The following is a 23,490-nucleotide window of genomic DNA, read 5'->3' on the forward strand; positions in this document are numbered from 1 at the left end:
GACAGCAACATGATGTTTTTTGTGCGAAAGCGTAGTGCTAACGCAGCGGCAGCAACATGATGTTTTTTGTGCGAAAGCGTAGTGCTAACGTAGCGGAAGCAACATGATGTTTTTTGTGCGAAAGCGTAGTGCTAACGTAGCGGAAGCAACATGATGTTTTTTGTGCGAAAGCGTAGTGCTAACGTAGCGACAGCAACATGATGTTTTTTGTGCGAAAGCGTAGTGCTAACGCAGCGGCAGCAACATGATGTTTTTTGTGCGAAAGCGTAGTGCTAACGTAGCGGCAGCAACATGATGTTGGTCACTCAGTCGTGTGTTGTTGCTGTCGCTTCGCTTTCGCACAGATAAAACCGTGTTGCTGTCGCTTCGCTTTCGCGCAGTAAAGTAGTGCAGAATGAAAATAAAAAAGCCTTTCACGCCTTACAAACACAGTTATTGCGTTGTAAGGGGCGAAAGGCTGAATAAATATTGGTTCGCGGTACCACCCTTAATCACTGCTAGTAGAACTTTTGCAGTCTTAGCTATATGCGTAACGTGCATGTGACGGATAAGCTTACTTTGGGATGTTCTGCCTATCTATTCAGGAGTGGAACTATTATCGTAGAAATCACTGATTTACACCAACCATCAGCTCTCTTGAGATTTTCTTGCGACTAGCGTGTCTCCGTCGTTATATTTTTGTGTAATTAAATTTGTTAACATCATAATCCCTATTGTTCACCTTTGTCAATAATATTTCTGAAAAAGTTAAAAAATATTGACTTCAAAAGTCTGAAAAATACCTAAAAACGAACTTTTTATTCTTTTTATCCTAAAATAGTTCGTCTTTTCAGAGAGGACAATGAAAGCGCTAACGAAATGTCTTAAGTCAGGTGAAATGGGCATTTGAGATTAAGTCGAAGTGAAAAATTATATGGCAATTTATTGGGAGATAATTGCTGAGGCGAGGGGTTTTTTCAATGTTTTCAAGAAGAAGGCGAACATTCTTTTCTTGTCACACTTTCGTCAAAAATATGAAAAGTAGAAGGTAAACGAACTATTAGGGAAGAATGTTAGTAAAGTACGATTGATTTTTTGGGGGTGTAAAATGTTGTATGATGTTGTAATTGTGGGAGCAGGGTTAGCAGGTTTAGTTGCTGCGTGTGAATTAGTAGATGCCAAGAAAAAAGTATTATTGGTAGATCAAGAGCCTGAAAATTCAATGGGGGGACAGGCATATTGGTCTTTTGGCGGAATATTTTTAGTGAATTCACCTGAGCAAAGACGACTTGGTATTAAAGATAGTAAGGAGCTTGCATGGCAAGATTGGCAAGGTACTGCTGGCTTTGATCGCTTGGAAGACGAAGATTCATGGGCGTTTAAATGGGCGAAGGCTTATGTTGAATTTGCGGCTGGTGAAAAATATGAGTGGCTAAAATCGTTAGGCATAAAGTTTTTTCCTGTAGTTGGTTGGGCTGAACGGGGAGGCTCATTAGCTGGGGGTCATGGAAATTCGGTGCCTCGATTTCATATTGTATGGGGAACAGGACCTGGTATCGTAAAGCCTTTTGCAGATAAAGTAAAAAAGGCAATAAAGGATGGTTTTATAGATTTTAAACCAAGACATCGTGTTGATGAATTTATTCAACATGAGGGAAAGATTGACGGAATTAGCGGAACAGTTTTAGCCGAAAGTTATGCAAGCCGTGGAGAGAAGAGCTCAAGGATTGGAATAGGTGAGTTTGCCTACGAAGCCAAGGCTGTAATTGTAGCTAGTGGTGGCATAGGGGCAAATTTTGATTTAGTAAGAAGAAATTGGCCACAACGACTGGGCATACCTCCTAAAAATATGGTTTGTGGTGTACCTGCCTATGTAGATGGTAGAATGCTAGAGATTACGGAACATGCGGGAGGGCGTATTGTTAATCGAGATCGTATGTGGCATTACACAGAGGGGTTAAGAAATTGGGACCCGATTTGGCCCAATCATGGTATTCGCATTTTGCCTGGCCCGTCATCATTATGGTTTGATGCAGAGGGAAATCGTTTCAGTGCACCAAATTTCCCGGGCTTTGATACACTAAGTACGCTAGAGGCCATTCAAAAAACAGGCTATGAGTACTCGTGGTTTATTTTAACGGAAAAGATTATTGAAAAGGAATTTGCTCTATCGGGTTCTGAACAAAATCCTGATTTAACCAATAAAAGCATAGGAGAAGTTCTTAAACGTATTTTGCCAGGTCCACCAGCTCCAATTCAGGCATTTAAAGAACATGGGGAGGATTTTGTTATAGCTGATAACTTAAAGGAATTAGTTGATGGCATGAATAAGTTAGCAGGTAACGAGCTTCTTAATTTTATGAAAATCAAGGAACAAATAATGGCAAGAGATCGGGAAATGGATAATAAATTTACAAAGGATTTGCAAATTAATGCCATTCATGGGGCAAGGAATTACATTGGAGATAAATTAGTGCGCGTTGCCAAGCCGCATAAGATATTAGACCCTGATAATTGGCCACTTATTGCGGTACGTTTAAATATTTTAACGCGGAAAACGTTAGGAGGTCTACAGACAAATTTAGATGGCGCTGTACTCGGGATGGATGGTCAGCCAGTACCAGGTCTATTTGCGGCTGGTGAAGTAAGTGGCTTTGGAGGTGGCGGTGTTCATGGTTACCGAGCTTTAGAGGGAACATTTGTGGGAGGCTGTTTATATAGTGGGCGACAGGTTGGACGCTACTTAGCTAAAGGAGAATAAGAAAATTAGAGGAAATCTCCGTCGTGATGTGAAAGCGCTCAAGTTTAGTGAAAAATGCTCAGGTAAGGCGTAAAAGTGCTCGAGTCCAAGTGAAAAATAGCTCGGGTTCAAGAGAAAATCGCTCAAGTAAGGTGTGGAAGTGCTCGGGTCCAAGAGAAAAACGCTCAGGTAAAGCGCAAAATTGCTCGGTTCCAAGAGAAAAACGCTCAGGTAAGGTGTGGAATTGCTCGGGTCCAAGAGAAAAACGCTCAGGTAAGGCGAAAAGTGCTCGAGTCCAAGTGAAAAACGCTCAGGTAAAGCACGAAACTGCTCAGGTACTAAATAAAAACAATTCACCAAAGGACAAAGCATCACCCGCAAATTGGATGATGCTTTTTTGATGTGAAAATTTATAAAACTGTCTAAATAGAAAGGTGACTCATTAAACTACTTGAATTTGAGCAATTTTAGCAATTTGTTCCTCGACCTGCTCCGTTGTCCAGCCATTTTCTTCAACGAAGAAGTTACGCTTTGCCCGGCGGCAATCATCTGAACAGCTGCGCATATAAAATGCTTCGTGCTTTTCTTCACAAAGCATTAATCGATGGCATTCTGGGTTTGCACAATTCGTATAGCGTTCTGATGGCTCACCTGTAAAGAAATCTTGCCCGATAACCACATGTTCAACCTGATTAATTGGTACACTGCGACGTCGGTCAAAGACAAACATTTGTCCATCCCAAAGCTGCCCTTTCACCTCAGGGTCTTTCGCATATGTGGCAATTCCCCCATGTAATTGAGCTACGCTTTCACCGTACCCCTCACGCTTTAACCAGCCTGAGAATTTTTCACAACGAATACCGCCTGTACAATATGTTAATATTTGCTTACCTGTAAATTTCTCTTTATGATCCTCCATCCAAGCTGGAAGATCGCGGAAGTTTTCGATCTCTGGACGAATGGCCCCACGGAAATGTCCAAGGTCATACTCATAATCATTACGTGCATCAAGAATGACGGTATTGTCTTCTTGCATGCGCTTCATAAATTCTTTTGGTGATAAATATTCTCCAGTTATTTCTAAAGGATTAATATCATTCTCTAAACCAAGATGCACAATCTCGTGACGAGGACGAACATGCATTTTTTTAAAAGCATGCCCTTTCGCTTCATCTATTTTCCATATGATATCGTTAAAACGAGAGTCAGCCTTCATCTGCTCCATGTAAGCGTCCGTTTGCTCTATGGAACCTGAAACTGTGCCATTAATTCCTTCATGCCCTACTAAAATACGACCAAGAAGTCCTATTTCTTTACATAGCGCTAAATGTTCTTCAGCAAATGCTTCAGGATCTTCAATCGTAATATATTTATAAAAAAGTAATACACGATAGTCTTTCTGTGTCACAATACTTAACCACCTTTAAACAATATTCGACCTTAAATATAGCATATCAAGTGCAAGTTTGCGCAGCATAGAAGGAGTTTTCTAAAAAAACTAGAATTATACATAGTGAATGACTATTCATATTTGGGGGTGCTAGGATGGAATTTTCAACAATTACTTTGGAAAAATTAGAGCGTCGAGCAACATTAACATTAAATCGTCCACAGGCGATGAATGCTATGGATGATGTTATGATGCGTGAGCTGGCGGAGTGCTTTGAGGCACTACAAAAAGAACAGGATATACAGGTTCTTGTTATTCGCGGAGAGGGGAAGGTCTTTTCAGCAGGTGGTGATATTAAAGCAATGCTAGATCCAAATAAACCGCTTAATATTGAAGAGGCAATGGTTTATTTAACTCGAATTGTAAAAGCCTATTATCAACTACCGATGATTGTTATTGCCGCAATTCACGGAGCATCTGCGGGATTAGGCTTCAGTCTTGCCTTAGGGGCAGACATCGTTGTAGCCTGTGAAAATAGTAAGCTTGCGATGAATTTCATTGGCATTGGACTTATCCCTGATGGAGGTGGTCATTTCTTTATGAAGGAACGTGTGGGCACTGTTAAGGCAAAGCAAATGATATGGGAGGGCAAAGTATTAACCGCAACAGAAGCACATGAAGCAGGATTAATTGACTACGTCGCTCCAGAGGGATCTGTTTTTGCAGTGACTGACCAGCTCGTTGGAAAAATGTTGGCGTCTCCAATTGCATCTATGATTACAACTAAGAAAATACTGCATGCTCAAAATTTACCTCAATTAGAAAGTATTTTGTCATTGGAGGCAGAGGGGCAAACAGCTATGCGGAAAACAGCTGATCATTTAGAGGGAATTCATGCATTTGTAGAGAAGAGAACACCAGTTTTTACGGGGAAATAATTAAGGGTAACATAGTGAAAGGCGCGTAGAGCTATTACTACGTGCCTTTTACTAGTCACTTTTAGACATGGAATAGGATTAATTTACCGGAAGAGTTGACAAGGCGATGAGTTTTATCGGCAACACCTTTTTCTTCGATTTGCTGTTGACCGTTAATTTTTGCAGTCTCATCGTTTTCGAAAGACCATGTTTCATCAAACAATGTTTCCCCTGTTTTTTCAAAAGCTGTGAAACGATAATGCTCCATTCTACACCCCACCCTTTACTTAAATATATATCTATTATACATAGAAGATTTATAAACTTCACGGTAAATCTAGCGGAAATTTTGATAAATTACGAAAATTGTGGAAAATTGAAGGCGATATAATTAGGGAATATATATTGAATAAATTTCTCATCTAATGAGAAGTATGATAAAATAGAACAAATATTCGGTTTGAATTTATGATATTTTATCCAAACTTCTTCGTAACTGAGAAAGTAGATATGATATTGCGAAGATTCAAATTATTTATTACTTGAGGTGATTGGATGTCTGCAATTCGTTTTTTTCATATGGCGGATTTACATTTAGATAGTCCATTTAAGGGCTTATTTGGTTTACCTGAACATAATTTTAAAAAAATTCGAACAAGTACTTTTGAGGCTTTTAATACAATTATTGATAAAGCTATTCATGAGAAACCTGATTTTTTACTAATAGTTGGTGATATCTATGATGGTGAAAATCGTAGCTTACAGGCTCAGCGCCGATTCCAAGAGGCAATGGAAAAACTTTTTCAACATAATATCCCAGTAATTTTAAGCTATGGCAATCACGATCACTTAAATGGTTCTTGGACTCGCTTTGCCTTACCAAGTAATGTCTATGAATTGCCAGCGGAGACTAGCGTTGTTCAGCTAAAAATACGAGGACAGCAAGTGAATATTTATGGCTTTAGTTATGGTGAACGTCATGTAAAGGAATCAAAGATAGAGAGTTATCCTATTGCCTCTGACCAACATGTACTTCATATTGGCATGCTCCATGGCAGTGAGTTTAGTGACACCACACATGCAGTTTACGCACCTTTCACAAAGGATCAGTTGCTTGAAAAAAACTATCATTATTGGGCTTTAGGACATATTCATAAACGCCAGTTGTTACATCAAAATCCACCTATTGTGTATCCAGGTAATATTCAAAGTCGACATCGTAAGGAACAGGGAATTAAGGGTTTTTATGATATCACTTTATCGCAAGCCTCTGTTGAACTGGATTTTATACCGACATCTGCTGTTGTTTATAATACTGTGGAGGTAGATTGCAAAAACATTTTTCATGCAAATGAACTTTTAAAAAAGTGTGAGGAAGCACTTTCTCTTAATAGACAAACCTATGGAGCGTCCGTTGTGGAGCTTCACTTAAAAAACATTGATGAACAAGCCTCTTCTTTATTTGAACATGCTACGGTAGATGCATGGCTAGAAACTATACGGGAGGCAGAAGATGGGATGGAACCAATGTGTTGGGTACAGAAGCTAGCGCTGCATAATTCATCTTCGCTGTACGAACATACTGCTGCAACTGAATCTGTGGTGAATTTAATGGAGCAATGGGATATTTCAGCCTGGAAGGATATACTAAAGGACCTATATCAACATGCAGGTGGTGCAAGATTTATCGAACCTTTAACTGAACAGGATATTAAAGCCTTAGTGCACAATGCACAGGAATTATTAGCAGAAGAAATTCAAAGGACGTGAATGACATGCTGACGATACGAAAAATCCAAATTTATGGTTTTGGGAAGCATGAAAATATCACAATCTCTTTATCTGACGGTGTTACTATTTTTTATGGCATGAATGAGGCTGGAAAAACAACGATTCAACAGTTTATTTTACAAATGCTCTTTGGTTTTCCTACAAAAAATCAAACGCAACGCAAATATGAACCAAAAACTTCAACTAAATTTGGCGGTCAGCTGACAATTTGGCATCCAATATATGGGCAATGTACCATAGAGCGTGTTAAAGGAAGGGCAGCTGGAGATGTCACGGTTTATCTTGAAGATGGGACAGTTGGACAGGACGAGCTATTAGCAAAGCTGCTTTATGGCTATTCAAGGGCATCCTTTGAGTCAATTTTCTCCTTCTCTTTACATGAGTTACAGGGCATTGAGAAAATGTCTGAGGAGGAGTTGACACAATTGTTGATTGCCTCAGGGACAACAGGCGTTCAACAATTGTCTGCTATTGAAAGGAAAGTGGAAAAAGAGGCTGGTGATCTTTTTAAAAAGTCAGGAAAGATACCTATTATTAATCAAAAGTTAGAGCAATTAAAGCAGCTTGAACGCACTATTAAGCAAGAGCAGAGTAATATTCAAAGCTTTGAGGGCAAATTGCTGCAATTAAAGCAGCTTGACCAAAAACTTGAAGACTTGTACAAGCAGCAAAAATTACAGCAACAGAATTGGCAGCAGCTCAACATTCTTAAGCAGGCAATGCCTCTTATGAAACAGCAGAAGGCTCTGGAGCAAACATTAAAGAATTATGAGCATGTGCAGTTTCCACCAGAAGGGATAAGACGCTATGAGCAATTAAAGGATCGGCTAATGCATGAAACATTGCAATTGCAGCAGCAAAAAGAGCGGGTTCAAGAACTACAACAAAAACTGTCATTAACAGTGGATGAGCAAGCTATACATGAAATGTCGCGACTTTTGAATAAGGAAGCAACATGGAATCAGTTAATTGTAAAAGAACAAAACTTAATGGATGATTTGTATTTATTAGAGCAAGAAATAGAAGCACAGTTTCGATTATTAGGTGTACAGGAAAATGAAGCACAGTTGAAGCTCCTTGAGGAGACGGTCTCATTGCAACAAGAGGAGCAGTTTCAACACCAGCTAAGTCTGCTGGAGGAGGCGGAGGAAGAGTTAAAATTTCATTTACGTTCCCTAGAGCAAATACACATCGAGCTAGATTCAATTGCCCAGCATAAGCAGCGTCTTCAACAGGAGGCATTAACAGCGGAAGAAGAACATATTTTAGCACAGTGGCCGCAACGTAAACGAAAGCTTGAGCAATTACGCCATGTAAGGTCACAGCGCTCAAAGCAGAAGCAATCCAGTGCTTTAATATGGATTTTATTAGCTATAAGTATATGTTCAATTATATATGGTGTTTTTGGGAAAAACATGGCTGTCATCGTTTTAGGAGCAGCTATCGTGTTATTCCTTATTTTATATTTGAAGTTTTCGGGAGATGAAAATAAAGCATCAGGACAGTCTAATCAGCTTATCCGCGAATTAGAGCAGGAGGAAAATATTGCTCAGGCGATTCTACTGAAAAGACAAAAGCTTGAGGAACGTTTGTTGCAGGTACAGGAACAGCAGCAAGAAAAAGAACATCAATATGTGCAACTAGAATATAAAATTCAACAGGCTGAAAGAGTGAGTGAGGAAGCAACTCAATCCCTGCAACAATTTTTAGGGCGCTTTCGTTTAGAGGGGAATATAGCGAGAACATTGTTACCAGAGCTTTTTATGCGAATACGGGGAGCTCAAGAGCTAGAGGCAAAAAGAAAGAGTACAAGTAACCTTTTACAAACGATACAGGTAGAAAAACGCGAGCTATTTGAACAGCTACAACAGGCTCTCAAGGCAGAGTACAGTGAACAAGAAATTTTTATGCATTTGCGTACTACATTCCTTACTATTCAGCAAGAGCAACAGATGACTCAGCATACAAAAGAGCAAATGACTGATCTTACTATCAGTATTCAAGGGATACAGTCTCATATAGAAAACATTGAATCACAAATTGCTCAATTATTTAGTGAGGCAAATGTTCAATTAGAAAAGGAGTACTACGAGAAACATGAACAATTTGAGCAACAGCAGAACTTCAAAGCTGAACTCCTTACAATAAAAAGTCAACTTGTTTCATTGGAAATATCGAACGATGAGTCATTGATACATGACAGTCAGCTAAGTGAACGTTTAAATACTCTGGAAGCGGAACAGGGTGCGAGTCAGTTAGCTATAGATCAATGCTTAGAGCAACGTGCTACACTACACGTCCAAAAGGAGCATCTTCTAAATGACGAGAATTATGGTCAATTGCTTCAGCATTTTGAGCAAGAGAAATCCATACTGCAACAGCTGATAGGGCAATGGGCAACAAAAAAAGCATTGTCTAATGCTATTCATGAAACATTATTCAGCTTAAGAGAAGAAAAACTACCCTATGTTTTAACAGAGGTTAATGCTATTTTTTGTTTATTAACAGGTGGACGTTATACAAAGTTATTCATTAACGATGCAGGCTATTTTGTTGCTCAGGATGCTACTAGCGGCTTACATTATCATATGGCGGAACTATCACAGGCGACGAAGGAGCAAGCTTATATTTCACTACGTATGGCACTAGCAAAAACACTTTCAACTTCTGCACCATTTCCATTTATTATGGATGATCCTTTTGTCCATTTTGATCGAATCCGAACAGACAAAATGGTACAATTAATGAAAGAAGTAGGATATGAACGCCAAGTTTTATATTTTACTTGTCATGACACGATGCTCAAATATTGGCGCAAAGATCAAATTGTCGATATAAGCTCATTAGCAAATGAAAGGGGAGTGGCGTCAACATGAAAGGAATAACGACGCTCCAGGTTGGAGAAGCAGTTGATCAATTTTTATTAATTAAACAAGCGACAAAAGGGGTTACAACGGTTGGAAAGCCCTTTATGTCGTTGTTATTACAAGATAAAAGTGGAGATATTGAGGCAAAGCTGTGGGATACGAATGAAGATCATGAAAAGATGTATCATGCTGAAGCAATTGTGCGTGTCGGTGGGGAAATTCACGACTACAGAGGGAAAAATCAATTGCGTATCAAAGCCATTCGTGTGGCAAAGCCAGAGGAGGGAATTGCAATCCATGATTTAGTTCCTTCTTCAGCTACGCCTAAAGAACAATTATATGAAGAATTAACACAATATTTCTTTGAAATTAAAAATCCTCATATTTCAAGAATTACGCGTGCAGCTATTAAAAAACATCAGGATGCTATTTTAGTATTTCCAGCAGCGACAAAAAACCATCATGATTATGCCTCAGGATTACTTGATCATATGGTATCCATGTTGAGACTTGGCAAAGCTATTGCTGATTTATATCCTACATTAAATCGTGACCTATTATTTGCTGGCATTATTTTGCATGATATTGGTAAGGTAGTGGAGCTTTCAGGTCCTATCGCAACAATGTATACAGTTGAAGGGAATTTACTTGGTCATATTACGATTATGGTAAATGAGATTGCTAAAATTGCTAGTGAACTAGAAATTGAGGGAGAAGAGGTTATGCTATTGCAGCATATGGTATTATCCCATCACGGCAAGGAAGAATGGGGCAGTCCCAAAAAGCCAATGCTTCAGGAAGCAGAAATTTTGCATTATATTGATAATATTGATGCAAAAATGAACATGCTAACACGAGCACTTGGTAAAACAACTCCTGGTGAATTTACAGAGAGATTATTCCCACTCGATAATCGATCGTTTTATAAGCCAACTATATAGAAAATAAGGCTGCTGAGAAATTTCAGCAGCCCTATTTTCTTATGCTAAGATATTGTTAGTTGCTGAATTATTTAATAAGTTAATTTTAATAATAGTGGCTTATGTAACTATAGAGTATATTATAAGGAAACTTTTTTGTGGGAACAGAAAATTTTGATGGGTTTTTGAAGTCTGAAAAATCGTTTAAGATTCGTCAAAATTTAAGAAAAGCATTCTTTAATTTCTAAACAATAGTATTTTTAAATCAAAATATATGTAGAACAGGTTTCAACTCCATCGTTCAAAGAAAGCTTTCTAAAATTTGACCATATTAAATTCACGATCGATAACAAGGTGAAAAATAAAATATCGCTTAAAATAATTGATTTGAGAATTTTCATAGAACTTAAACAATCATAAATGGGCAAAGTTTTATTTTTTGTATATAAACCTTTCTACTAATAAATACTATATGACCCATATTTAGTTGTATTAAAAGCATAAATTTCTCAATTTGTTAAAGGAGGATAAATAGTATGAAAAATTAAAAAAGTAAGTGCTCTGTTCAAAGTGATTCAAAGCACCTACCATCTTAAAAAGAATTTTTTCATTAATTGATAAGAAAAGCCCTCTATAGTTGACAATAAATCATTTTAGCCTATCTCAAAGCAACTATAGTGGATTTTGTAGATAAAGTCTTCCTTCATACCAATATAAACCAAGTGAGCTTTGAGATGCATTATAAATTAGCGTACCCGAATAAATAGCAGGCGCGTAAGGCGGATTTCGGTCTATAGCGATAGCATATTTGTGTGTTAGTCCGTAATACGTTGTAAAATAAAGACCGCCATTTATATACGGAACCTCACTTGCTAACATGCTATAAGTCAATGATTCTGTTTCTGCTATTGTTAAATTTAATGCTTCTGGTTCTGGAGAGGTTGAAGCATTAATTTCTTGTGCTGAAGAGCTTAATGCCCCTGGAAAAATTAAAGCTCCGCAAACTACTAAACCAGTGAATATTTTAGATATTTTCATAATAAAAAATCCCTCTTTTTTCTTTTATAATTATAAATAGTGCTATAGCATATTATACTAACCTCGAGTTAAACTAATATTACCATTATTTACAATGGAAAATCAAATTAAATTTTCCATATTTTTCTTTTGTAAGTTATTAAAGTAATCATTGTTAGGAATTACTAATGTCGAAAGTGGAAAATACATACAATGGCTTTTTCACTATGAAAATGATTTTATGCTTGGTAATCTTAGACATTATCATACATACAATACCTCTCTTTTAAACAAATAGTTTATTTGTGACAGCGAACAAATTTTAACGATTATTTTTCTGAATAAGTCGATTCAAAAAAATGACGGGATATAACCTAATTGAAAATCAATTGGTAAGAAGTGTATCTATCATCCATATTAGATTCTTTCAATTGAAAAATGATAAGTTATGGGGAGTGAGTGAGATAGAAATTGAAGATGATGTATTGATGTTGCTTCAGTATATGTTCTTGTGGAGTTATAGGAAAGATAAATGGAGTTTCTAAGAATGCAATAATTTATTTAAGCTTTTTGTCAACGTAAAAAAGGCTGTCGAGAAAGTATTAACTTTCTTGACAGCACTCACTACTTTTCTATCATAAATACTTACTAAGCTATATTGGTTTCCCTGCGCTTTTCGCTCAGAAAACGTTATGGGTCACAATCTTCAAAGCAAAGGATTGTCCTAAATTTGTGCAGACATTCCTTTGCTATTGAATTTAGGTTAGTTTGAAAAAAACATATGGGAAATTAGCTTATTTTTTTTCTGTTTCTTTGTCTTCATTCTTAGCTGCTTCCTCAGCTGCCTTAGCTTCTTTCTCTGCCGCTTTTGCTTCTTCCTCACTTGTTATGCTCAAGGTCTTTAATGCTTCCTGTAAAGATTTATCAGATGTTTTAAAATCAGCCTCTTTCACTAATTTTGCGACAACGTCTTTAGCAACTGTTTGAATTTCTCCAGATTTCTTTAAGTTCTCAAGCATAGTTTCACTAATTTTCTTCTCTTCATCTTTAAAGGAGCCAATATCTTTTACATCACGCTTGTCCGTTACTTCGATAATATGGTAGCCATATGCAGATTTTACAGGCTCACTAATAGTATTTACTGGTAACGCATAAGCAGCATCACTAAATTCAGGAACCATTGAACCAACAGAGAACCAACCAAGTTCGCCTCCTTTTTGTGCAGATCCTGTATCAGTTGAGAATTCTTTGGCTACATCCTCAAATTTAGCGCCACCCTTAATTTTTTCAATTACTTTTTTTGCTGTGTCTTCATCTGCTACTAAAATATGGCGAGCATTTAGCTCGGTTTTCATTTGTTCATAATATTTTTTTGTATCAAATGTATCTTTTACAGCTTTATCTTGAAGAAGTTCAATGCGTAAAGAATCTTTGAAGCCTTCTTCTGTAAAGCCATTTTTAGCAAGTGCTTGTTCAAAGCCATCACCGAATTGCGCTGCATAATTGTCATAAGCTTCTTTAAATTCTTTATCTGTTACTTTGTATTTTTCACTTAATACTTTTTCAGTCGCCATTTGTTGAAGTACAAAAGAACCTGCTAAAGTTTTCGCTTGTTCATTAAAGTCAGCTACTGAAATATCACCGACTTTTGATGTTGCAATTGTTTTACTGTCCCCTCCGCTACAAGCTCCAAGCGCTAAAACAGAGGCGGCTAATGTTAAAGATAATACGGTCTTTTTCATTGTGGATATTCTCTCCTAACATGGTTTTCGTCCATTTTTTACTATAACATAAACGTTTTAAAAACAAAATGGTTCCCCCTTGAGTATAGCCTATATTTCCATTTTTGAAGCGCATAGGATAGAGAAAAGAAAGGGGGTGAAGTTATGAGCAACGGAGGATATGGCGGCGGTGGCGGCTACGGCTCAGGCTTTGCTTTATTAGTTGTGTTGTTTATTTTATTAATTATCGTTGGTGCAGCGTTCCTATATTAATTAATAAAATGTTGAAAAGCTAAGGGTATAATATCCTTAGCTTTTTTAACAATGGAAGGCATTCAAGCCGCACGCTTGAGTTCAACCTTCATCGATCAGAAAGAGTTGATACACGAGGTGTTAAACTGACCTCCGAGCGTGCGCGGATGCACTTTTTTAACTATACTGCATATAAAATTTCAATATAAAATGAGACAAGTAATATTGTAATAAGTATATTTATAGTTCGGAATATTTTTGGCTGATTTTCTTCGGGAATTTCACGTCGCATGCACAGTGCATAAGTCATGCGGTTTATTTGAAATAAATAGAATACCGAGAATAGAACTACGATCATTAATAGCAAGTCTATTCCTCCCCTCTTTCAATAGTAATAGCATAACAAAAAACGTCAACAAAACACAAGTACAAGCAATTTAATGAATAGTAGGCGGTACTAAAATTTCATAGCCCTTTGGTGTTTCCTCAATTTGGGAGTCCTTTGGTGAATTCAATAAGTATTTTACATATAGGATATCAATTAAACATAAACTACAATGATATGCTAATAGCAATGTGCCGTAATGTGTGTAGGCAGGTAAAAAAAGTGTACCTATTAATATGACTGTATTAAGCACGAAAAATGGTGTAAGTAGTGCCATAATATAACGACTTTTTGATAATGGCTCACGTATGCGCATATGTAAAACAGGAATTACATAAAATTGCGAACGCATACGTAATGTTAAATGCTGCCGTAAATCAAATAATGCTAGAAAGTGTAAGCATTTATGAATTGGATAAAGGGCAAATACTGCAATGACAAATAACCAAAATAAATGATCAGTATAGTGTTCATCATTAAATAAATTAAATGTTACATAAGATAGAGAAAATACGGTTAAAAACACGAATACAGACATTATTATAATACGCGTTGTACCGTAGTGATGTTCAAGATTTAATATTTTCCAACAGTGCATGCTTTATCAACTCCATAATTGGAAGGGTCCTATTTAATGTAAATTGATTTATGTAAGAATGCAAGAAAAAGGAGGTATCTCAGAAATATTTTCTGAAATACCTCCTTTAACATGATTTTTAACGTTTCGTAAGGGCGTACCCCATATCGTTATTCCTCAATTGTTTAAATATAATCAGCAGCTACAAATGAGTTTCACTTTATCCTTTTACAGTTGAACGAACTTCTAACGTGTCAAAGGAATCACGGAAGTGTTGAAAGGAGCGCTCGAAAATATCAATGAAGTCTTCTCCATAAATATTGCGGATTACAGCCATAACATCTAAAAATTCTGGGAAGCGACCATATAAGTCTTTTAAAGCTAATGACCCTTCGAGGACAGAATGATACGTATTATGATAATTGCTATTCATTTCAACAATTAGTTCTGTGCCTGCTTCAGTTAGTTCAACATACGTATTACGTTTGTCGTCATCACGCTTTGAAAACTTCAGGAATCCACGCTCTTCTAATTTTTTTGAGAAGTTAAATGCTGTGGAAACGTGCATCACGCCAAATTTTGCTACATCGGAAATCGAAGCCCCTTTTAGATGATACGAAATCCATAGAATATGATGCTCATTGATGTTTAAATCGTATGGTTTAATCCATTGCTGCCAATCCTTTTCAACCGCTTTCCATAAGGCTTTTGATAATTGCGCAATTCTTTGACTATAAAGCATCGCCTCTTTTTGTGTGTATAATTCCTCTGACAAAGCCATCACCTACTGCTTTCTTTAACGTTTTAAAAATATTATAGCAATAAAGGAAAAAAGTTTAAAGTTAGAAAAATTAAATAATTGAAAAGTGGTTAAATAATAATATTTTTTAAGGGTTTTTTAATAAAAAAATATTATTATTTTTAGTTTAATAGGACTTTAGTTGTTTATATTTTCTTGTGGTTTTTTCTTTTTTTCTGTGAATTGTGCAACATTTTTCTCGATTTCGCTAATTGTATTCTGTAATGCCTCTATTTCTTGTTGTAAATTATTTTTTGTTGGCTCGATTTCATCTGTAAATGTAGTAATTGTTTGTTTTAATTCATTTATTATTTGCGGTATATTATTTTTGACTTCATTTGTTAAGGAATTAACTGACTGTTTAACATTATCAACCTGATGTTTAACTTCGAAAAGCTTGTCCTTAGTGATTTCAGCATTTTCTCGCAAATTTGCGCGTAATTGTCTGCCTGATTGGGGAGTAGAGAAAAGTACAGCAATAGTTCCTCCAACAATGCCAGTAACTAGTCCAAATAAAAATGGTTTTGCCTTCATATCGAAATACCTCGTTTCTGTAATAATTATATTACCCTTATTAAACCACGAAATGCACATATACCAAAAGAAAAAAGAAGCTAAACGAGTAATTTTCCATCACGTTTTAGCTTCTTTTAGTAGTTGAAAGTACTTTTTCCTCAAAATAAGGGTTTGTACTACATATTAAATTTGAGAAATAGCTGTATTGAATTTAGAACGCTTTACTAATTTTACAACAATTGGATAAATAATCGCGAAAGCAATGACATTAAATGCTACAGCAGGTAAGACAACACCTATAAAAAGCATAGCAAATGTTGCACCAACATTAGCATTGAACACAAAAAGTGCTACTGCTAAAAATACCGTACCTGATAATATTGTTCCTATACCTACTAAGACAGCTGATACAACAAAATTCTTTGCAAGTTTTTTTAGGGCGAATAAAATCGCTAAAAAGACAAAACCAGTAACAGCCTTATCGATAATATTTGGAACTAGACCAGCAGGAAATGTTGTAAATAATCCTGATAGAACACCTGTCGCTAAAGAAAGTAAAAACGTTTCTTTAATGGTAGGGAACAGTAATATCCCGATAAACATCATTGTTAGCATGAAATCGGGCTTCATGCCATTTACCATACCTGGTGTGACTACGTATAGCGCCGCACCTACACCGACTAAGAGTGCCATTAAAACTAAATTCTTTGTATTCATTTCTAATCTCTCCTCAACTATGCTAATCTGTCTCCCAACGTGTCCTCTTGACCGTTAGCGAAACTTATTTGTGATTGTACGATAAAAATTTTTAAATTGCAAGGCACTATTCTGAAAATTAAAGTATATCCCTCTTATTTAAAGATGTGCTTTAATATTTTCTGCAACTTCAGTTAATTGCTCTGGTGTATATTTTTGTGTTTGCCAAATTAAACCTAGACCTTCTTTTTCATCATAACGCGGAATAAAATGTAAGTGATAGTGGAAAACGGTTTGTCCAGCAGCTGCTCCATTGTTATTAATTGTATTCAAGCCAATAGGTTGAAACGCTGCTTTGATAGCATTTGCAATTTTAGGTGCCGCAGCATAAAGATTACGTGCTACATCCTCTGGCATTTCAAATAAATCCTGACAGTGCTGTTTGGGAATTAATAAAGTATGTCCTTTAGCAACCGGTGAAATATCTGTGAATGCATAGACATGGTCGTCTTCATAAATTTTTGTACTTGGAATGGATCCGTCAATGATTTTGCAAAATAGGCAATCGCTCATTCGTAATTTCCCCTTTCATTTATGTATGTAATTACATTCTATCATACTCATAACTGTATCATTTGCTAATTTTTGATAAAATATAAAACAAGAAGAGGAGTGAGGTCATGTCAGTATTAGAAGTACAACATGTGACAGGTGGCTACACAAGAAAGCCTGTTATAAAAGATTTATCATTTACCATTGGAAAAGGGGAGCTTGTTGGCTTAATTGGCTTGAACGGTGCTGGGAAAAGTACAACGATTAAGCACATTATTGGTACAATGCTTCCTAAAGAAGGGGATATTCGATTAAATGGTGTTACATTAAAGGAAAATACGGACAAGTATCGAACATCATTTTCTTATATACCTGAAACGCCTGTATTATACGATGAGCTAACATTACGGGAACATTTAGCATTAACGGCAATGGCTTATGATCTAGATGAGGCGACACTTGCAGCTCGATCAGAGTTATTATTGAAAGAATTTAGGATGGAAAAAAGACTGAATTGGTTCCCATCGCATTTTTCTAAAGGAATGCGTCAAAAGGTGATGATTATGTGTGCCTTTTTAGTTAATCCAAGTCTTTATATTATTGATGAGCCTTTTGTGGGTCTTGATCCTCTTGGCATTCAATCATTGCTAGATCAAATGGATGAAAAGAAAAAAGAGGGCGCTTCTATATTAATGTCCACTCACATTTTATCGACGGCTGAGAAGCATTGTGATCGAATCATCTTATTACATGAAGGACGTGTTCGAGCACAAGGAACGATGAATGATTTACGTCAGGCTTTTGCTATGCCACACGCGACATTGGATGAATTATATATTGCTATGACAAAGGAGCGGGACCATGAAGAACTTGCGTGATGTATGGTCTTCTCGTTTCATGCATTATATAGGAGAAGTACAAAAATATATGCAATTTATTTTTACTGGGCATATCGCGATTGTACTCGTATTTCTTGTTGGAGCAGGAGGCTATCAATATAGTGAATGGCTTAAAATCGTACAATTAGATTTTCCAGCAGAAATAGTAATTGCCGTAATCGTAGGAATTTTATTAGCTTTTAGCCGACCTACTTCGCTTTTGCGAGAGCCAGATCAAGTGTATTTATTACCTGTAGAATCGAAAATGTCACAGTACTTTCAAAAGGCGTTAGGGTGGACATTTTGGTCACAGGTTTGGATTGTTGCGATTGTATATATTGTAAGTATCCCTTTACTAAAGGCGATTACTGATTTAACAACAATTGAAATTTGGGCAGTGTTTGTTTTAATTATTGTATTGAAGTTTCTAAGTGTTCAAGGTGAATTTAGCTACCGTTATAGTGAACGCGGTCAGATGATTTGGGTGGACAGGCTAATTCGAGCAATAATATTTGGTGTGACTATTTACATGGCACTACAAGCCAAAATAATATTAGCAATCGTTGCCACTGTTATTGGCTGTATTTATGTTCTTATATTCAGAAAAAAATGTAAGGGTGAGCCTGTGCCGTATGAGCATTTTGTGGAGCTAGAGCAAAATCGAATGATGAGCTTCTATCGTTTTGCAAATTATTTTACGGAAGTGCCCCATTTAAGAGGAATCATTCGTCGTAGAGCATGGCTTGACTGGCTGTATAAATTCATCCCTTATAAAAAGGAGAACACACAAAAATATTTAGTGTTTCGAACTTTTGTACGTACTGACGATCACTTTTATTTATGGCTTCGTTTAACAGTTATTTCTGCTGTTATTGCAGCCTTTGTCGATATTCCTATCGTGACATGGATTGTTGTAGGAGCATTAAGCTTTGCATCCACAATTCAGTTAAAGCAAGCTTTATTGGCAAGTGGAGAATTTCGTATGGACATGCTGTACCCATTGCCTGACCATGCTCGTAAAGCAGCCGTTCAACAAATTGTTCGTTTAGCGATGGTCACTCAAGCCGTTATTGTTGGCATATGTAGTGTGATGCAGCCGATGTTCTATATAGGAATAGTAATTATTATTGTTGTCAGTGAAATAACAACGAAGGTTTCTAAGCCTTAATAAAAAGTCCACTACGGTGGACTTTTTTGAATGATTATTTGATTAATTGATAATCAAGTGCTGCCGTTAATAATACCTTTGCTGCCACTGCCATACCTTCTTCATCTATATCAAATTGAGGATGATGGTGAGGAGCTGGTGCAACAGGTGCAGCTCCTGTAAAGAAAAATGTGCCTGGTTTTTCCTCTAAGTAATAAGAAAAATCCTCCGCTCCCATTGTTGTCTCCATTTCAAATACCTCACAAATATCCTTGGCAATCTCACGAATAAATAATGTTTCCTTTTCATGATTGACAAGAGCAGGGTAGCCACGACGAAAATTAAGCTCAATCGAACAATCATGGGTAATTTCCGTACCTTTAATAATGCGCTTAAATTCACGCTCCATTGTTTCTCGTATGTCTTTATCAAATGTACGAATAGTCCCATTTAAATAAGCAGTATCGGCAATAATATTGTCTGCATTTGAAGCGACAAAGGAGCCGACTGATAATACGGCTGGCTCTGTTGGAACAACACGACGTGCCACAATTTGCTGTAGGTTCATGACAAGCTGTGCACCAATCACAATTGCATCTTTAGTTTGATCAGGGTGTGCACCATGTCCACCCTTGCCTTGGATTTTTAGGTCAAAGCTATCCACAGCAGCCATCATTGGACCCACTCGATAACCAACTGTTCCTGTTGGATGATTTGATGATAAATGTGTACCAAAGATAGCATCAACGCCTTGTAAAACACCTGCTTGGACCATTCCAATAGCACCGCCAGGATCAACCTCTTCTGCGTGCTGATGAATCAAAATATATTCACCTACTAAATCATCGCGCATTTCCCATAAAAGCTTGCCGACAATCAATAATGTTGCTGTGTGACCATCATGCCCACAAGCATGCATCACTCCGGGCACAGTAGATTTATAGGGAACATCTTTTTCATCTTGTATAGGCAGTGCATCAAAGTCTGCACGTAAGGCAATTGTTTTGCCAGGTTTGCTTCCTTTAATTCGGGCAATGAGTCCGTAGCCACTGATATTTACTTCAACTGGGACCCCAAGTTTTTTATAAAATTGACTAATATAATTAGCGGTTTCTTGCTCCTGGAAGCTTAGCTCCGGATGCATATGTAGATGGCGGCGAATAGCCACCATTTCTTCAAAATGAGCATCGATTTTCTCAAGTAGATGTTGATCCATAGTCAAAACTCCTTTATCAGATTATTCTAGATAAAACACGAATGTCACTCTTCGTCTTCTTCTTTTGGGGCAACGCTATAGGTTGTAATATAGGAAGCGGCTGAAAATATATTTTGTTGACGAACACCTGTTGGTTCTTCACGTTCTGCATGTGCTGACTTAAATGCTTTTGAGCTTTTCCATGCTTCAAATGAATGTGGACCATTCCATTGCGTCATGACAATATAGGTTTCGCTATTTAACGGACGAAGTAGTCGGAATGCTAGAAAGCCTGGTTCATCCTCGATAGCACGTGCACGATTTAAAAAGCGATGTTCAAAAACAGGTCGACCTTCATCTGTTACAGGAATGTTGTTAAAAACAAAAAATCCACGTTCTTCTAAATCGTTTACTGAATCCAATACTTCAAACTTACGTGGTGTGGCAAATACAGATTTTCCTTCAGTTTCATGTATAAGCACAGAATTTCCTTCACCGTGTATTAAAATCATCTCCTGGTTTGAGTGCTTTTTTCTTACTTGTTCTAAAAAATCTCCTGTACCTGAAGTTAAATAAATATACATAAATTTGCCCTCCTTATGAATGCTCAGTATAATAGCTTGATTATCTCCATTTAAGTGGAAGTCTATAGCTTTGTCAAAAAAGAAATCTTTTAGAAAGAACAATTTTATGACATTTCATGTGGAAAACTATACAATTACTAAGGAAGCGTTTACTATTGAAAACGGATATCAATAATAAAGGAATAAACTAAAGATTTTATCTTCATTCAGCAGAAGGCTCCCACCTCTACAGGTGGTGAGATGAATGCGGATTTGGTTTCTTTTCATTGAGTGTTCAAACACCTACTGAATGAAGATAAAGCCTCCGGCAGATGTCACGGATTTTCAAAGGAATGAATTGTGCAGGCACAATTCAAAATCCGGACGCAATTACGCCAAGGCGAAATTGATACGATATGAATTTTATTGAGGGGAAGGAACTATTCATGACAACATTTAATGATACACTTCTTCGTGCTGCACGAGGGGAAAGAACAGAACATACACCTGTATGGTATATGCGACAGGCAGGACGCTCTCAGCCAGAATATCGTGAGATTAAAGAAAAATATTCGTTGGAGGAAATCACACATCAACCTGAGCTTTGTGCGTATGTAACTCGTTTACCAGTAGAAAACTATAATGTTGATGCGGCCATTTTATACAAGGATATTGTAACACCTCTCCCTGGTATCGGTGTCGATGTGAAAATAAAAGCTGGAGTTGGTCCAGTTATTTCCAATCCTATTCGTTCTGTTGCTGATGTAGAAAAATTAGGTGAGTTTAATGCTAAGGAACAGACACCATTTGTATTAGAAACAATAAAGTTATTAACAGAAGAGCAGCTGAATGTACCTCTAATTGGTTTTGCTGGTGCGCCTTTTACGCTTGCAAGCTATATGATTGAAGGTGGACCTTCAAGAAATTATAATAAGACAAAATCATTTATGGTATCAGAACCACAAGCTTGGTTTGCATTAATGGATAAATTAGCAGATATGATTATTTCTTACGTAACAGCACAAATCGAAGCAGGTGCAAAGGCAATTCAAGTATTTGACTCTTGGGTAGGTGCTTTAAATGTTGAAGACTACCGTATCTTTATTAAACCAGTAATGACGCGTATTTTTGCTGAGTTGAAAAAAGAAAATGTACCGCTTATTCAGTTCGGTGTCGGTGCAAGTCATTTGGCAAAAGAATGGAATGATTTACCGATTGATGTTGTTGGCTTAGATTGGCGTTTACCGATTAAAGAAGCATGTGCAAATGGTATTACTAAACCAGTACAAGGTAACTTAGATCCATCTTTATTAATTGCAGATTGGTCAGTTATAGAAAAGCGTGCAAAAGATATTATCGATCAAGGCTTAGAAATGCCTGGACATATCTTTAATCTTGGGCACGGTGTATTCCCAGAGGTAGATCCAGAGGTATTGAAACGATTAACAGCTCTTATTCATGATTATAGTGCTCAACAAATCCAAGCACGCTCATAAAATTAAGAAGCTTTGACTAAATCTTGTCTGTGAATGTTACATTATGTACAACACAGCAAGGGAGCTGTCCAACCTAATGAATTGGACAGCTTCTTTTTGCCACATACTTATTTATAAGAAAAAATATATTTAAATTAATATTTAGAGGTGAAAAAGGTAATGAAAGAAATCAAAGGCTTATTAGTAATGGCATATGGAACACCTTATAAAGAAGAAGATATAGAACCTTACTATACGCATATTCGCCATGGTCGTAAACCATCACCAGAGCATCTAGAAGATTTACGTAGTCGATATGAAGCAATAGGCGGGTTATCACCACTTGCTGCTGCGACAAAAGCTCAGGCAGAAACTTTATGTGCACGTTTAAATGAAGTTCAAGATGCTGTAGAATACAAATTATTTATTGGTTTAAAGCATATTCACCCATTTATTGAAGATGCTGTAGAACAAATGGTAGCAGAAGGTATTAAAGAAGCGGTTTCTATTGTATTAGCGCCTCATTTCTCAACATTCTCTATCAAGTCTTATAATGGACGTGCAGCAGAAGCGGCTGGGAATCGTTTAGCAATTACTTCTGTAGAATCTTGGTACGATGAACCAAAATTCATAGAGTATTGGAAAAATGAAGTGAACGAAACATTTAATGGCATGTCTGAGGAAGAGCGTGAAAAAGCATGTTTAATTGTGTCTGCCCATTCACTTCCAGAGAAAATAAAAGAGTTGGGCGATCCATATGAAGACCAATTAATCGAGACAGCTCGTTTAATCCAAGCAGCAACTGGTGTACAAAATGTAGAAGTAGGTTGGCAATCAGCAGGTCAAACACCAGAGCCTTGGATTGGTCCAGATGTTCAAGACTTAACTCGTGAACTTTATGAGCAAAAAGGCTTCCAATCATTCGTGTACACACCAGTTGGCTTTGTAACAGAACATCTGGAAGTTTTATACGATAATGATTTTGAATGTAAAGTTGTTTGTGATGAACTAGGGGCGAAATACTATCGTCCAGCTATGCCAAATACACATCCATTATTTATTGATGCGATGGTAGATGCTATTCATAAAAAATTAAGCTAAGCGAAAAGAAAG

At 36.9% G+C, this 23,490-nt stretch carries 22 protein-coding genes; 10 read left to right on the top strand and 12 right to left on the bottom strand.

The features are described 5' to 3' along the window. Window positions 1–1,087 precede the first annotated feature (1,087 nt). A complete protein-coding gene (locus tag ACQKIM_RS06785) occupies window positions 1,088–2,740 on the top strand; it encodes an FAD-binding dehydrogenase (protein ID WP_427540983.1) in 1,653 nt (550 codons plus the stop codon). 421 nt (window positions 2,741–3,161) lie between these two features. Here ACQKIM_RS06785 and ACQKIM_RS06790 read toward each other — a convergent pair whose 3' ends face one another. After that, complete coding sequence (locus tag ACQKIM_RS06790; protein ID WP_427540986.1) at window positions 3,162–4,127, bottom strand: rhodanese-related sulfurtransferase; 966 nt, start codon at window positions 4,125–4,127, stop codon at window positions 3,162–3,164. A gap of 137 nt (window positions 4,128–4,264) precedes the next feature. Here ACQKIM_RS06790 and ACQKIM_RS06795 point away from each other — a divergent pair, with 137 nt between their 5' ends. Next, window positions 4,265–5,047 (top strand): enoyl-CoA hydratase, encoded by a 783-nt coding sequence (locus ACQKIM_RS06795; protein WP_427540989.1) that lies wholly within the window; start codon window positions 4,265–4,267, stop codon window positions 5,045–5,047. Between the two features lie 61 nt (window positions 5,048–5,108). On the opposite strand, the gene ACQKIM_RS06800 is transcribed toward ACQKIM_RS06795, so the two are convergent. Then, window positions 5,109–5,294, bottom strand: coding sequence for a YhzD family protein (locus ACQKIM_RS06800; protein ID WP_427540992.1), 186 nt, complete (start codon window positions 5,292–5,294; stop codon window positions 5,109–5,111). Between the two features lie 287 nt (window positions 5,295–5,581). Between ACQKIM_RS06800 and ACQKIM_RS06805 the strand changes: the two genes are divergently transcribed. From ACQKIM_RS06805 to yhaM, 3 genes are read left to right on the top strand one after another with little or no spacing between them, the layout of a single operon-like run. After that, window positions 5,582–6,796, top strand: a complete 1,215-nt coding sequence (locus ACQKIM_RS06805) for a metallophosphoesterase family protein (RefSeq protein ID WP_427540995.1) — start codon at window positions 5,582–5,584, stop codon at window positions 6,794–6,796. A gap of 5 nt (window positions 6,797–6,801) precedes the next feature. After that, window positions 6,802–9,693, top strand: a complete 2,892-nt coding sequence (locus tag ACQKIM_RS06810; protein WP_427540997.1) for an AAA family ATPase — start codon at window positions 6,802–6,804, stop codon at window positions 9,691–9,693. Next, a complete protein-coding gene (yhaM, locus tag ACQKIM_RS06815) occupies window positions 9,690–10,625 on the top strand; it encodes a 3'-5' exoribonuclease YhaM (RefSeq protein WP_427541000.1) in 936 nt (311 codons plus the stop codon). Before ACQKIM_RS06810 ends, yhaM begins: the two co-directional genes overlap by 4 nt. 651 nt (window positions 10,626–11,276) lie before the next feature. Here the strand turns inward: yhaM and ACQKIM_RS06820 are convergent. Both ACQKIM_RS06820 and ACQKIM_RS06825 read right to left on the bottom strand, forming a co-directional pair. Beyond that, window positions 11,277–11,642 (bottom strand): hypothetical protein, encoded by a 366-nt coding sequence (locus tag ACQKIM_RS06820; protein WP_427541003.1) that lies wholly within the window; start codon window positions 11,640–11,642, stop codon window positions 11,277–11,279. A gap of 773 nt (window positions 11,643–12,415) precedes the next feature. Next, window positions 12,416–13,363, bottom strand: coding sequence for a peptidylprolyl isomerase (locus ACQKIM_RS06825; RefSeq protein ID WP_427541006.1), 948 nt, complete (start codon window positions 13,361–13,363; stop codon window positions 12,416–12,418). Between the two features lie 144 nt (window positions 13,364–13,507). Here ACQKIM_RS06825 and ACQKIM_RS06830 point away from each other — a divergent pair, with 144 nt between their 5' ends. Continuing rightward, entirely contained in the window at window positions 13,508–13,615 is a 108-nt protein-coding gene (locus ACQKIM_RS06830; protein ID WP_080647610.1) for a YjcZ family sporulation protein, read from the top strand. Between the two features lie 160 nt (window positions 13,616–13,775). Here ACQKIM_RS06830 and ACQKIM_RS06835 read toward each other — a convergent pair whose 3' ends face one another. The 6 genes from ACQKIM_RS06835 to ACQKIM_RS06860 all read right to left on the bottom strand — a co-directional run bounded on the left by ACQKIM_RS06835 (window position 13,776) and on the right by ACQKIM_RS06860 (window position 17,140). After that, the gene (locus tag ACQKIM_RS06835) at window positions 13,776–13,961 is read right to left on the bottom strand and encodes a hypothetical protein (RefSeq protein ID WP_008173337.1); all 186 of its coding nucleotides are present in this window, start codon (window positions 13,959–13,961) and stop codon (window positions 13,776–13,778) included. Between the two features lie 70 nt (window positions 13,962–14,031). Then, the gene (locus ACQKIM_RS06840; RefSeq protein WP_427541009.1) at window positions 14,032–14,577 is read right to left on the bottom strand and encodes a DUF3267 domain-containing protein; all 546 of its coding nucleotides are present in this window, start codon (window positions 14,575–14,577) and stop codon (window positions 14,032–14,034) included. Between the two features lie 199 nt (window positions 14,578–14,776). After that, window positions 14,777–15,337 carry an HTH-type transcriptional regulator Hpr gene (locus tag ACQKIM_RS06845; RefSeq protein ID WP_427541011.1) on the bottom strand — a complete coding sequence of 187 codons (561 nt, stop codon included), beginning with the start codon at window positions 15,335–15,337 and terminating at the stop codon, window positions 14,777–14,779. Window positions 15,338–15,493: 156 nt separating this feature from the next. After that, window positions 15,494–15,889, bottom strand: coding sequence for a YtxH domain-containing protein (locus ACQKIM_RS06850; protein WP_427541014.1), 396 nt, complete (start codon window positions 15,887–15,889; stop codon window positions 15,494–15,496). 165 nt (window positions 15,890–16,054) lie between these two features. Next, the gene (locus ACQKIM_RS06855; protein WP_427541017.1) at window positions 16,055–16,588 is read right to left on the bottom strand and encodes a tryptophan transporter; all 534 of its coding nucleotides are present in this window, start codon (window positions 16,586–16,588) and stop codon (window positions 16,055–16,057) included. Window positions 16,589–16,726: 138 nt separating this feature from the next. Beyond that, the gene (locus tag ACQKIM_RS06860; protein WP_427541020.1) at window positions 16,727–17,140 is read right to left on the bottom strand and encodes an HIT family protein; all 414 of its coding nucleotides are present in this window, start codon (window positions 17,138–17,140) and stop codon (window positions 16,727–16,729) included. A 107-nt stretch (window positions 17,141–17,247) separates the two neighbouring features. Between ACQKIM_RS06860 and ACQKIM_RS06865 the strand changes: the two genes are divergently transcribed. Together ACQKIM_RS06865 and ACQKIM_RS06870 are read left to right on the top strand one after the other, a co-directional pair. Next, on the top strand, window positions 17,248–17,997 hold the full coding sequence (locus ACQKIM_RS06865; RefSeq protein WP_427541023.1) for an ABC transporter ATP-binding protein: 750 nt from the start codon (window positions 17,248–17,250) through the stop codon (window positions 17,995–17,997). Continuing rightward, the gene (locus ACQKIM_RS06870) at window positions 17,981–19,165 is read left to right on the top strand and encodes an ABC transporter permease (RefSeq protein ID WP_427541026.1); all 1,185 of its coding nucleotides are present in this window, start codon (window positions 17,981–17,983) and stop codon (window positions 19,163–19,165) included. Before ACQKIM_RS06865 ends, ACQKIM_RS06870 begins: the two co-directional genes overlap by 17 nt. Window positions 19,166–19,199: 34 nt before the next feature. Here the strand turns inward: ACQKIM_RS06870 and ACQKIM_RS06875 are convergent, their stop codons facing one another. After that, window positions 19,200–20,360 (bottom strand): amidohydrolase, encoded by a 1,161-nt coding sequence (locus tag ACQKIM_RS06875; protein WP_427541029.1) that lies wholly within the window; start codon window positions 20,358–20,360, stop codon window positions 19,200–19,202. A 44-nt stretch (window positions 20,361–20,404) separates the two neighbouring features. Further along, window positions 20,405–20,923 (bottom strand): antibiotic biosynthesis monooxygenase family protein, encoded by a 519-nt coding sequence (locus tag ACQKIM_RS06880; RefSeq protein ID WP_427541032.1) that lies wholly within the window; start codon window positions 20,921–20,923, stop codon window positions 20,405–20,407. A gap of 425 nt (window positions 20,924–21,348) precedes the next feature. On the opposite strand from ACQKIM_RS06880, the gene hemE reads away from it, so the two are divergent. Both hemE and hemH read left to right on the top strand, forming a co-directional pair. Further along, window positions 21,349–22,398, top strand: coding sequence for a uroporphyrinogen decarboxylase (gene hemE, locus ACQKIM_RS06885; RefSeq protein ID WP_427541035.1), 1,050 nt, complete (start codon window positions 21,349–21,351; stop codon window positions 22,396–22,398). A 159-nt stretch (window positions 22,399–22,557) separates the two neighbouring features. Further along, window positions 22,558–23,478 (top strand): ferrochelatase, encoded by a 921-nt coding sequence (gene hemH, locus ACQKIM_RS06890; RefSeq protein ID WP_427541038.1) that lies wholly within the window; start codon window positions 22,558–22,560, stop codon window positions 23,476–23,478. The last annotated feature ends 12 nt before the right edge of the window (window positions 23,479–23,490 follow it).

This window comes from Lysinibacillus sp. NPDC047702 (genome assembly GCF_050272555.1).
GTDB lineage: Bacteria > Bacillota > Bacilli > Bacillales_A > Planococcaceae > Lysinibacillus.

What these genes read in the sequence shown, in the direction of transcription:
- ACQKIM_RS06870 (WP_427541026.1), top strand. Translation starts at nt 17,981, where the DNA reads ATGAAGAACTTGCGTGATGTATGGTCTTCTCGTTTCATGCATTATATA.
- ACQKIM_RS06865 (WP_427541023.1), top strand. Translation starts at nt 17,248, where the DNA reads ATGTCAGTATTAGAAGTACAACATGTGACAGGTGGCTACACAAGAAAG.
- ACQKIM_RS06840 (WP_427541009.1), bottom strand. Translation starts at nt 14,577, where the DNA reads ATGCACTGTTGGAAAATATTAAATCTTGAACATCACTACGGTACAACG.
- yhaM (WP_427541000.1), top strand. Translation starts at nt 9,690, where the DNA reads ATGAAAGGAATAACGACGCTCCAGGTTGGAGAAGCAGTTGATCAATTT.
- ACQKIM_RS06785 (WP_427540983.1), top strand. Translation starts at nt 1,088, where the DNA reads ATGTTGTATGATGTTGTAATTGTGGGAGCAGGGTTAGCAGGTTTAGTT.
- ACQKIM_RS06820 (WP_427541003.1), bottom strand. Translation starts at nt 11,642, where the DNA reads ATGAAAATATCTAAAATATTCACTGGTTTAGTAGTTTGCGGAGCTTTA.
- ACQKIM_RS06825 (WP_427541006.1), bottom strand. Translation starts at nt 13,363, where the DNA reads ATGAAAAAGACCGTATTATCTTTAACATTAGCCGCCTCTGTTTTAGCG.
- ACQKIM_RS06880 (WP_427541032.1), bottom strand. Translation starts at nt 20,923, where the DNA reads ATGTATATTTATTTAACTTCAGGTACAGGAGATTTTTTAGAACAAGTA.
- ACQKIM_RS06800 (WP_427540992.1), bottom strand. Translation starts at nt 5,294, where the DNA reads ATGGAGCATTATCGTTTCACAGCTTTTGAAAAAACAGGGGAAACATTG.
- hemE (WP_427541035.1), top strand. Translation starts at nt 21,349, where the DNA reads ATGACAACATTTAATGATACACTTCTTCGTGCTGCACGAGGGGAAAGA.
- ACQKIM_RS06850 (WP_427541014.1), bottom strand. Translation starts at nt 15,889, where the DNA reads ATGAAGGCAAAACCATTTTTATTTGGACTAGTTACTGGCATTGTTGGA.
- ACQKIM_RS06845 (WP_427541011.1), bottom strand. Translation starts at nt 15,337, where the DNA reads ATGGCTTTGTCAGAGGAATTATACACACAAAAAGAGGCGATGCTTTAT.
- ACQKIM_RS06875 (WP_427541029.1), bottom strand. Translation starts at nt 20,360, where the DNA reads ATGGATCAACATCTACTTGAGAAAATCGATGCTCATTTTGAAGAAATG.
- ACQKIM_RS06860 (WP_427541020.1), bottom strand. Translation starts at nt 17,140, where the DNA reads ATGAGCGATTGCCTATTTTGCAAAATCATTGACGGATCCATTCCAAGT.
- hemH (WP_427541038.1), top strand. Translation starts at nt 22,558, where the DNA reads ATGAAAGAAATCAAAGGCTTATTAGTAATGGCATATGGAACACCTTAT.
- ACQKIM_RS06810 (WP_427540997.1), top strand. Translation starts at nt 6,802, where the DNA reads ATGCTGACGATACGAAAAATCCAAATTTATGGTTTTGGGAAGCATGAA.
- ACQKIM_RS06830 (WP_080647610.1), top strand. Translation starts at nt 13,508, where the DNA reads ATGAGCAACGGAGGATATGGCGGCGGTGGCGGCTACGGCTCAGGCTTT.
- ACQKIM_RS06855 (WP_427541017.1), bottom strand. Translation starts at nt 16,588, where the DNA reads ATGAATACAAAGAATTTAGTTTTAATGGCACTCTTAGTCGGTGTAGGT.
- ACQKIM_RS06795 (WP_427540989.1), top strand. Translation starts at nt 4,265, where the DNA reads ATGGAATTTTCAACAATTACTTTGGAAAAATTAGAGCGTCGAGCAACA.
- ACQKIM_RS06805 (WP_427540995.1), top strand. Translation starts at nt 5,582, where the DNA reads ATGTCTGCAATTCGTTTTTTTCATATGGCGGATTTACATTTAGATAGT.